Below are 9,795 nucleotides of genomic sequence, written 5' to 3'. Positions count from 1 at the left end.
AGAAGTGAAACGTATTAGCGGCGATGGTAGTGTGGGGTTTCCCCATGTGAGAGTAGCACACCGCCAGACTCCCAATTAAATGAAGAACCCAGCCTTGTGCTGGGTTTTTTGTTTTAAGCGTATTGAAATCGAAGGCCCCGTCAAAGACCAAGGCGTTTTTTTGCGTTAAGCAATGCAAAAACATCAATCCAACATCGCAATACCGTACCCTGATTTAGCCAATATCCCGATAACTCCACTGATGGGAGTTTGCTACTTCGATAAATCTTTTACTGTGACTAAATGAAGAGGATAAAGCACTAAGAGCAGACAGTATGCGCTACTTAACAACATACGCCCTTAGAACCCCCTCTCTTGTACGGATACAAAAAAGCCACCAAAAGGTGGCTTCGTTTTAGTTATTGGATTCTGTGGAAATACTAGCTATTACATCTCATCTATATTAATGCTTTTGTTAATCTCTAAATTGTCAGGGAAAATATGGCTGGCAATGATAATGATCTTATCTTTAGCGATTACATTTAACTGATGACTTAAAAACATCTGTTGCTGAGGTGCCAGTCCTTCGAAGGGTTCATCCAGAAGCCAGACATCTGCACCGGAAAGATAAGCTCTGGCAATATTCAGGCGTTTAGCTTCTCCACCCGATAGCTTTCGTCCTGAATAGCCTAACCATTGTGTCAGTGAGTCGCTTAAATGCGTTAAATCGGCCCAGAATAGTGCTTGTTTAAGGTTTTGTTGATCCATATCCGAATCTGTAGCTAAGTTTAGATTAGCCTCTAGTGTGTCATTCAGTATCATGGGATGCTGGTTAGCGTAATACCAGGAGGTGATAATGCCTTTTGGGATTAGATTACCGTTAACCTGTCGTTGACCATTAAAGTCATTAAGACCATAAATTGCTTTTAACAAACTGGTTTTCCCCGAGCCTGATCCGCCTTCAAGCAACACAATACCATTGTTGTTAATGTCTAAGTCTATGCTCCTGTTAATACCGTAAGGAGCCTTAAAATTAACTAAATGAATATCTGTCGTTTTGTCAGGGATATGACACACGTTTACTGGTGTGACTTGCTGCTGTTGGATATGCTGTTTCGCCTGTTGGTAACGAGCATACTGATGCTGAGAACTTGCTGCAGGGGTCAACCAGTCTTTTACACTAACCAGCATAATTACGATAACTAACAAATTTGCATTACCCAGATACTGACCAGAGTCTTTGACTAAAAACCAGGCCAATAATATCAATCCGATGAATTGAGTGAGTAATAGTGTGAGTTGAGTTCGTTGTTGCAATTGCTGCTGAGTTTGCCAAATGTTTTGGGCATTAACTGACGGCTGTTGATCATATAAATGCCAGAGGCTGGCTGATTGCAAATAGTCTTCGCTGCGTGAACGTAAATTATGTTGCTGATTCACTTGTAACGAGGTTAACTTATTGGCTGTACTGTAAAGCTGAATTAACAGAGCTAAATTAATCAGGCTAAAAGCTATACCAATAAACAAGCTTAGCGGAAAGGCAAACAGGAAATAGAGGGTACAAAGCAGTAACATCAATACTGCACCAGCATTTTGTACCACCCAACCAATCCACAAGTTGGCTAACGCTTCTGTATGTTCAGCCAGCACATCGATGGATTGAGCTTGCTGCTTAAATAAACCTGTTTTTAGTTTTTTAAACAGACTTAATCTTATTTCAGAAAGTTCATCCAACAATTGCTGATGGCCAAACCACATATAACCGTAACCAGATGCAATACGAATTAATGCCAATGCACGAATCAGTACAGCGGGTAACATATAATTGAAGTTCACCCCTGCGATGGCGCACGCAGCAATAAACCAGGATGAGAACAACAATAATACTAATCCAGCAACGGCATGTACGACGGCTAATATCAAAACGATAAATTTCGTCATTATCGGCAGCTCACCTTATTGCTTTCAATTGTCCAGTGTTGGTTAAACCATTCTGCTGGCAACGCTTTATGCGAAGCCCAAATGACTGTTTTATTTTTTAAACACTCATGCAACATTTCACTGATTTGCAGATGCTGTTGCTGGGTCAAATGAGCGGTTGGTTCATCAAGTAATATGATTTCAGCATCTGACAACAATACTCTTGCTAATGACAATCGTTGCATTTGCCCTCCCGACATTGGTGGATGCTCGCCCATGGGAGTATCAAGTTGATTGGCGAGTGATCGAACCCATTGTTCCAGCTCCACCTCGCGTAATACCTGCCATAGTCGTTCATCGGTTATGTCTCTGTCTAACGTGAGATTAGTGCGTAAATCACTATTTAGAATAACAGGTTGCTGGGTAAGCAGTGCCGTGGTGGTTGATAAGCGGTGCGTGGCGTGACGAAATCCTATCAAAGCCTCAAGTAATACACTTTTACCGGCACCGGAAGCGCCATGCAGTTGTATGTGCTGCCCTTTGTTTATTTTGAGCGTTGCAGCACTTATTACGGGCTGCTGGGTAGAAAAGTCCTGCCAGTCTATTGTGTCAAAGCAGTTGTGATTTTGTGTTTGAATATCATTGGTCAATATTGGATAAAGCGCCTCGGCTGCGGCAATTGCAGCTGATTTTTGATGATAATGACGGCCCAGGTTTTTAAGTTCTGCAAAACACAAAGGCGCCAGTAACAAAATATACAAACCTTCCTGAAGATTGATTTGTGAGCCGATTTGCACTTCGCCTAACAGGTTAAATCCGACAAAAACAGCTACCAGCGCCATGGCAATGGTTGAGAAAAAGTCGAGCACTGTTGTGGATAGAAACGCCAGACTTACCACTTTCATGGTGCGTTGGTTTAATTGTCCGCTGGCAGATTGTAATACGCCAAGCTGTTGTTCGTGAGCTTGGTTAATATGAATTAGCTCCGCATGTTTGATCCGATCAAAAAACACGCTACCAAGGCGCTCCAGGGCAATAAAATGTTTGCGGTGAACACTGGCTGTGCCGGAGCCAATCAGGTACATAAATACCGGTACAATCGGCAGGCTGATTAATAAAATTAGTGCAACAGGCCAGTTAACCGGCATTAGCATGCTTACTACGATTAAAGGTACCAGGCCTGCCAGTAATTGTTGAGGCAGATAATAGCTCACAAAATCACCCACAGCAGGGATATGCGATAACCATTGTTGTTGCCAGTAATAATGGCTGTGCTGTTTTACCAGAGACAATTGCCGGCTATTTAATTGTTGTTGCAGATCTTTTTGTAATTGCTGGCTAACCCTCAGGTGAATTCGGCTATGTAAATGAGATCGTATGTAATTCAGCAGCAAATTAAGCAATCCCACTATAACCAGCTTAACTACTGATGAGTTTGTTATTGGTGTTTGTTCTACAATCAACTGTTGCGCAAACTGGCAAATAAGCGCCAGAAAAGCGATTTGGCTAATGACAGAGGCGATTGATATGATATTAAGAAATAATAAAGAGCCGCGGGCAGCGGCTCTTTGTTGCTTTAACCATATAACTAATTGACGTTCATGGTCGGCTTTTTTGTTAGTCGTCATCCCTGTCCATATCTTCGGTAGATTCTAACCACATCGCATTAATAATACCGAAAGAGCAGGCTAATAGAACGCCTAAAATCCAGGTGAAATACCACATCGTTTTATCTCCTAATAGATGGCGTGACTTTGATTCAGTTCTGAGGTTTTCAACCTTCCACGCATTACCCAGAAACCGTAAGCAGTGTACGCCAGTACAATAGGTACAAATATACAGGCCACCACAAACATAATTTTAAGTGTCATTAAACTGGATGTTGCATCCCAGATTGTCAGGCTGGCATCTGGCATAGTGCTGCTAGGCATTAAAAACGGGAACATTGAAAAACCCGCAGTCAGGATAATACCTGTCATGCATAATGAACTTGCAACAAAGGCCCATCCACTGCGTCCTTTTAAAGAGAACAGGCTACAGCCTAAGCCTGCTGCAATACCCAATAATGGTGCCAGCATCATCCATGGATATTTACTGTAATTAGCAATCCATGCGCCGGATTCCACGCTGACTGATTTATGCAGAGGGTTGGATGTTGCGAGGGTATTTATCTCAGAAGTAACCACATAACCATTGATTCCCATCGCTATCCACACACCGGCTAAGACAAATAATACGACTGCAGCCAGGGATAATACGACAGATACAGCGCGCGCTCTTTCATGTAATTTGTCATCGGTTTTTAGCTGTAACCAGGTGGCACCATGATTAAGTAACATGGCCACAGATACCAAACCACAAAGAATACCAAATGGATTTAGTAGCCCGAAAAATGATCCGGTATAAGTGGATCTCAGGTTTTGGTCCAGTTCGTAAGGTACACCTTGTAACAGGTTGCCAAACGCAACACCAAAGATCAGTGCAGGCACTAACCCCCCGGCAAATAATGCCCAGTCCCAACTATTACGCCATTTGGCACCAGGCAATTTACTACGATAATCAAAGCCAATTGGGCGCATCCATAAGGCCATTAGCGTTAACGCCAGCGCCAGATAAAAACCTGAAAAGGCGGTGGCATAAATCATCGGCCAGGCAGCGAAAATTGCGCCGCCAGCGGTGATAAACCACACCTGATTACCGTCCCAGTGTGGGCCAATGGTGTTGATCATCACTCGTCTGTCTTCATCGGTTTTACCAACAATGGTCAATAGTGCACCTACCCCCAAATCAAAACCGTCTGTAATGGCAAATCCAATCAGCAATACGCCAACCAGAACCCACCAAATAACGCGTAACACTTCATAATCAATCATGCTTGTGCTCCTTGAGTAACAGGGTTAAGTTTTTGCTGTTCCGCTTCCTGAGCCAGCTCGCCAGGACCTTTTTTGGCAAATTTCTGCATCAGATAAAATCCAACGATAAACATCACCATATAAAACAGGGTGTAAGCGATTAGGGTAATAACCACATCGGTTACGGTTAAATTGGATACCGACGCATGTACAGGTAACACTTCTGCGATTGACCAGGGCTGACGACCAAACTCAGCAACAAACCAGCCTGCTTCACAGGCAATCCACGGCAGAGGTAAACTGTAAAGGGCGGCTTTAAGCAACCAGGTCGGTTTGGTAATTTGATGTTTGGTGCTGTACCAGAATGCAGCTGCAAATACCGCCAACATAATAAAGCCAGATACCACCATTAAACGGAAGCTCCAGAACAGCGGGGCTACCGGTGGAATGCTGTAATCAACTGCTTTTTGAATGGCTTCCTGACTGGGGTTAGCAACATCCTGAGTAAACGGCTCTAACAACATTCCGTAACCCAGATCTTTTTTATTACTATCGAAAATTGCTAGCTCTTGTTCAGAGGCAGTACCAGATTTTACTTTGTCCAGCAGTCCGTAAGCTTCGCTGCCTGAAATAATGCGTTCTCTGTGCAATTCTTTCAGATCTTTGATGCCCATGACTTCTTCGTCCAGCGAGCGGGTGGCGATCAAGCCCATTAACCACGGAATACGAACCGCATAATCGGTGGTTTCTGCTTCATCGTCTGGTAAACCAAAAATAGTGAAAGGCGCAGGCGCTGGGTGGGTCTCAAATTCGGCTTCAACTGCAGCCAGCTTAACTTTTTGTACATCACCTAATTCATAACCACTTTCATCACCCAGGATGATAACCGATAACACAGATGCCAAACCAAAACTTGCGGCAATGGCAAATGAGCGGCGGGCAAAGGCGACCTCTTTGTGTTTAAGCAGGTAATAGCTTGAAATAGCCAGTACAAACATAGCGCCAGTCACATAACCAGCGGACACGGTATGCACGAATTTCACCTGTGCGACAGGATTGAAAATTACGTCAGCAAAACTGGTCATTTCCATGCGCATTGAGTCGATATTAAATTCGGCACCTACAGGATGTTGCATCCATCCGTTGGCAATCAGGATCCATAAAGCCGAGAAATTTGAACCCAGGGCCACTAACCAGGTGGTGGCAAGGTGTTTCACTTTGGACATCTTATCCCAGCCAAAGAAAAACAAACCAACGAAGGTTGATTCCAGGAAGAATGCCATCAAACCTTCAATGGCAAGTGGGGCGCCAAAAATATCACCCACATAATGTGAATAATAGGCCCAGTTCATTCCAAACTGGAATTCCATGGTAAGTCCGGTGGCCACACCTAAGGCAAAGTTTATTCCAAACAACTTGCCCCAAAATTTGGTCATCTGTTTGTAGATTTCTTTACCCGTCATCACATACACAGACTCCATGATCGCTAATAAAAACGTCATGCCCAATGTCAGTGGGACGAAGATAAAGTGATACATTGCTGTTAACGCGAATTGCCAGCGTGACAATTCGATCAGCGTTTCGTTCATGATCAGACCCTCTTTGGTAGATGCAAATTTAAATAAATTTACTGAGAAGACCTTAGCACAGCAGATTAGAAAAGGATGTTGATCTACATCATGAATTTATCAGTTGGTATATGCATATACCAAAAAGGTATAATGGGTGTTTTCCTATAGCTTACATATCTAACTCTTTGAGTTTACGCGTTAGGGTATTACGTCCCCAACCGAGCTTTTTGGCTGCTTCCTGCTTGTGACCTCGGGTAAACTGCAATGCACGCTCCAGTAAGGTTTTTTCAAATAATATTTGTGCATCATCCAGAATGTTTTTATGACCTGCAGCTAACTGTTGATCTGCCCATTGTGCAAGCAACTCATCCCAGCTGGCATCGCCCTCAACCTTGGTTTTAATTGAGTTCTGTTGTTGCAATAATTCAGGAGGCAGATCTTCCGGTAGAATTTCCTGTCCACTGGCCATAACGGTTAACCAGCGACACAGGTTTTCTAACTGGCGCACATTACCTGGCCATGGGAGCTGGGTCAGAATTTCAATGGTTTTATTGTGCAGGGTTTTGCAATCCACTTTTAATTCTTCTGAGGCCATGCGTAAAAAGCGTTTGGCCAGCGCCGGCACATCTTCACGACGTTCCGACAATTGTGGCATGTGAATGCGTATAACGTTTAAACGGTGAAACAGATCCTCTCGGAATTTACCTTCTGCTACGCGTTGTTCAAGGTTTTGGTGAGTCGCCGCAATGATTCTGACATCTACCGTTACCGAGTTATGTCCGCCCACTCGATAAAATTGTCCGTCAGCCAGTACCCGCAACAACCGGGTTTGTACATCCAAAGGCATATCACCAATTTCATCTAAAAACAGTGTACCGCCATCAGCCTGCTCAAAACGCCCCTGCCGGGTGGTTTGCGCGCCGGTAAATGCCCCTTTTTCATGACCAAATAATTCAGACTCAATCAAATCTGCCGGGATTGCTGCCATGTTTAATGCAATAAAAGCTTCTTTGGCTCTGGGCGAATGACGATGTAGCGCGCGCGCGACTAATTCTTTACCCGTACCCGACTGGCCATTAATTAATACGCTAATGCTTGAGCGGGATAAACGACCGATCGCACGAAACACTTCCTGCATCGCGGGGGCTTCACCAATAATTTCAGTGGTGGGCTGGCTATCTATATTTTGCTGTCTGGCATTTTCGCGCGCCTGATTTAATGCGCGTTGAATTAAGCTGATGGCCTCGTCTATATCAAAGGGTTTAGGCAGATATTCAAACGCACCACCTTTGAACGCATTGACCGCAGAATCTAAATCCGAGTGAGCCGTCATGATAATAATTGGCAGATTAGGAAAACGTTGCTGCACTTCATTAAGCAGTTGCATGCCGTCCATGTGCGGCATACGAATATCTGAAATGATCACTTCAGGTTGTTGTGATGTTTCCAGTTGTGTCAGTACATCTCGGGGGTCAGCAAAACTGAAACAATCGATATTTTCTGCCTGTAAGGCTTTTTGTAAAACCCATCTAATGGAATTGTCATCATCGACGATCCAAACTGGTGCATAGTCCATCAAGCGGGCTCCTTATTTTCGATTATGGGGAGATAAATATTAAATTCGGTGTGACCGGGCCAGCTTTCCACTTCAATTTTGCCCTTGTGATGGTCAATGATGTTTTGTGCAATTGACAGTCCCAGTCCTGTGCCATCTTTTTTGCCGGTTACCATAGGATAAAACAGGGTGTCTTTAAGTTTCACCGGAATACCCGGACCGTTATCGATAATCTGAATCTTCACACACAACGGAAAGCGCTGCCCATGAATGGTCAACTGGCGTTCAATGCGGGTGATAAACTGAATTTCGCCCCTGCCTTGCAGTACCTGAACTGCATTACGCGCTATGTTAAGTACGGCTTGTTGCAACTGGTCAGAGTCAAACCATAAATTGGGAATGCTGGGATCGTAATCCCGGTTGATCACCACTTCACTGATATTGTCCAGTTGCAGCAGGCTACGTACTTTTTCCAGCACTTCATGCACATTCCTGTAGGCGAAAGCACTTAATTTATTGGGGCCTAATAAACGATCAACTAAATTGGTCAGACGGTCGGCTTGTTCGATAATAATCTCGGTAAATTCTTTTAATTCATCACTTTCGAGCTGCTTGCCTAAAAGTTGTGCAGCACCGCGCAATCCACCAAGAGGGTTTTTAATTTCATGTGCCAGGCCACGCACCAGTTCTTTTGCGGCTTGTTGCTGATTCCACTGCTGGGTTTCTTTACTGATGCGTTTTTGTTGATCGATTAATTTTATTTCCAGCACTAAATGGGGAGAACCAGTAATTTCTGCATGGGAAATGGTAACGTCCACCAGGCGATGACGTCCATCCGGGAAAACAATTTGTACTTCACTATCAGAAAAACTGCCGGTTTGTTTTAGCGTGCGCAATAGACGGCTAACGTGAAGGGTACTGCTGCTAAATAACTCAGGTAGCGGAAAACCAATCAGTCGGTTAATACTAACTTCTATGATCGTTTCTGCGGCAGGGTTTGCCGATATAATCGTTAAGTTTTCATCAACCACAATCACTGCTGTTGTCAGAAATTGGGTCAAATTTATATTGTCAGAGTTAGGTAGCATCTGAATACTATATCCTCTGCACCAATTCAGTGCATTGGTTTTCTGATGTTGTTTATCTGTCCACTGTCTTTTTCCGCCAGAGTGCGGTTTTATTAGCGTGCACCAATTAGTGCTGATGCGCGGTGCAGATAAAAAGTAATAGTTTCACTCAATGCAATAACCTTGCCCGAATTGTTAACCAGTTTTATTTGTACGTGGTGTTCGCCACGGTCAATGTTAGTGAGTTCAAAAGTGAGTTCAGATTGTTGTTTAATTAATTCACCATCGAGGAATAACTGGGCGATGGCGGCGCGGGAAGGTGTGACCTGAGCAACAACTGTCAGGTCACCATTATTGTCACGCAGGGTTTGTTGTTGTGTGGGACGGGTAATATTGACTAAATATGCGGGTTTTATTTTACTGGGAGTGAGCGAAGGGGCTTTCATCTTTGGGGTATTCATTGCCGGCATTACAGCTGAATTTGTATTAGATAAATCAACCGGAACCGCACCTTCAACGGGAATATCGGTATAAGTTACCGAACCGTCTTTATTGATAACTTTGTACAGTGTTGCGTGGCTAACCGCGCTAAGCATACTCAATAAAAGTGCAGTAAAAACAGCTTTGTACATCATCTTTTTCCATTAACCCGTTAAGAACAAGTGTAGATGTATTCCAGCCAATAAAAAAGCCCGCCGGAAGGCGGGCTTTTTACGAAAGTATGTCCCGTCCTGAAATACGTTGACATAAAGAGGACTTCTTTATGACAACAGTAACTAATTCAAATCGTAAGCGTACTCAACGCGATTACACGATGGCTTTTAAATTAGGGGTCGTAGCACGTGTTGAAA

The 9,795-nt window shown here is 43.7% G+C and carries 9 protein-coding genes; 1 reads left to right on the top strand and 8 read right to left on the bottom strand.

Annotated elements, in window-relative coordinates; translation table 11 throughout:
* Window positions 1-426 precede the first annotated feature (426 nt).
* The 8 genes from H8B19_RS18630 to H8B19_RS18595 form a co-directional block, all read right to left on the bottom strand.
* Window positions 427-1,920: an ATP-binding cassette domain-containing protein gene (locus tag H8B19_RS18630; protein ID WP_186508640.1), complete on the bottom strand. Its 1,494-nt coding sequence runs from the start codon at window positions 1,918-1,920 to the stop codon at window positions 427-429.
* Complete coding sequence (locus H8B19_RS18625; protein ID WP_186508638.1) at window positions 1,920-3,527, bottom strand: ABC transporter ATP-binding protein/permease; 1,608 nt, start codon at window positions 3,525-3,527, stop codon at window positions 1,920-1,922. Before H8B19_RS18625 ends, H8B19_RS18630 begins: the two co-directional genes overlap by 1 nt.
* The gene (gene cydX, locus H8B19_RS18620) at window positions 3,517-3,624 is read right to left on the bottom strand and encodes a cytochrome bd-I oxidase subunit CydX (RefSeq protein WP_186508636.1); all 108 of its coding nucleotides are present in this window, start codon (window positions 3,622-3,624) and stop codon (window positions 3,517-3,519) included. Before cydX ends, H8B19_RS18625 begins: the two co-directional genes overlap by 11 nt.
* Window positions 3,625-3,635: 11 nt before the next feature.
* Window positions 3,636-4,772, bottom strand: a complete 1,137-nt coding sequence (gene cydB, locus H8B19_RS18615) for a cytochrome d ubiquinol oxidase subunit II (protein ID WP_186508634.1) — start codon at window positions 4,770-4,772, stop codon at window positions 3,636-3,638.
* Entirely contained in the window at window positions 4,769-6,340 is a 1,572-nt protein-coding gene (locus H8B19_RS18610; RefSeq protein ID WP_186508632.1) for a cytochrome ubiquinol oxidase subunit I, read from the bottom strand. Before H8B19_RS18610 ends, cydB begins: the two co-directional genes overlap by 4 nt.
* Before the next feature lie 151 nt (window positions 6,341-6,491).
* A complete protein-coding gene (gene glnG / locus H8B19_RS18605; RefSeq protein ID WP_186508630.1) occupies window positions 6,492-7,898 on the bottom strand; it encodes a nitrogen regulation protein NR(I) in 1,407 nt (468 codons plus the stop codon).
* On the bottom strand, window positions 7,898-8,965 hold the full coding sequence (gene glnL, locus H8B19_RS18600) for a nitrogen regulation protein NR(II) (protein ID WP_186508628.1): 1,068 nt from the start codon (window positions 8,963-8,965) through the stop codon (window positions 7,898-7,900). The genes glnG and glnL overlap by 1 nt, the downstream gene beginning before the upstream one ends.
* A 92-nt stretch (window positions 8,966-9,057) precedes the next feature.
* Window positions 9,058-9,579 carry a DUF4124 domain-containing protein gene (locus H8B19_RS18595; protein ID WP_186508626.1) on the bottom strand — a complete coding sequence of 174 codons (522 nt, stop codon included), beginning with the start codon at window positions 9,577-9,579 and terminating at the stop codon, window positions 9,058-9,060.
* Window positions 9,580-9,707: 128 nt separating this feature from the next.
* Between H8B19_RS18595 and H8B19_RS18590 the strand changes: the two genes are divergently transcribed.
* On the top strand, window positions 9,708-9,795 hold an 88-nt coding region (locus tag H8B19_RS18590), incomplete at its 3' end, for a valyl-tRNA synthetase (RefSeq protein ID WP_186508642.1).

The sequence above is a fragment of the Neptunicella marina genome (genome assembly GCF_014270035.1).
Taxonomy (GTDB): Bacteria; Pseudomonadota; Gammaproteobacteria; order Enterobacterales; family Alteromonadaceae; genus Neptunicella; species Neptunicella marina.
This window is presented reverse-complemented; position numbering and strand designations above follow the sequence as displayed.

Coding starts and splice junctions, on each gene's coding strand:
- H8B19_RS18625 (WP_186508638.1), bottom strand. CDS start 3,527: ATGACGACTAACAAAAAAGCCGACCATGAACGTCAATTAGTTATATGG.
- H8B19_RS18595 (WP_186508626.1), bottom strand. CDS start 9,579: ATGATGTACAAAGCTGTTTTTACTGCACTTTTATTGAGTATGCTTAGC.
- H8B19_RS18630 (WP_186508640.1), bottom strand. CDS start 1,920: ATGACGAAATTTATCGTTTTGATATTAGCCGTCGTACATGCCGTTGCT.
- H8B19_RS18610 (WP_186508632.1), bottom strand. CDS start 6,340: ATGAACGAAACGCTGATCGAATTGTCACGCTGGCAATTCGCGTTAACA.
- cydX (WP_186508636.1), bottom strand. CDS start 3,624: ATGTGGTATTTCACCTGGATTTTAGGCGTTCTATTAGCCTGCTCTTTC.
- glnG (WP_186508630.1), bottom strand. CDS start 7,898: ATGGACTATGCACCAGTTTGGATCGTCGATGATGACAATTCCATTAGA.
- cydB (WP_186508634.1), bottom strand. CDS start 4,772: ATGATTGATTATGAAGTGTTACGCGTTATTTGGTGGGTTCTGGTTGGC.
- glnL (WP_186508628.1), bottom strand. CDS start 8,965: ATGCTACCTAACTCTGACAATATAAATTTGACCCAATTTCTGACAACA.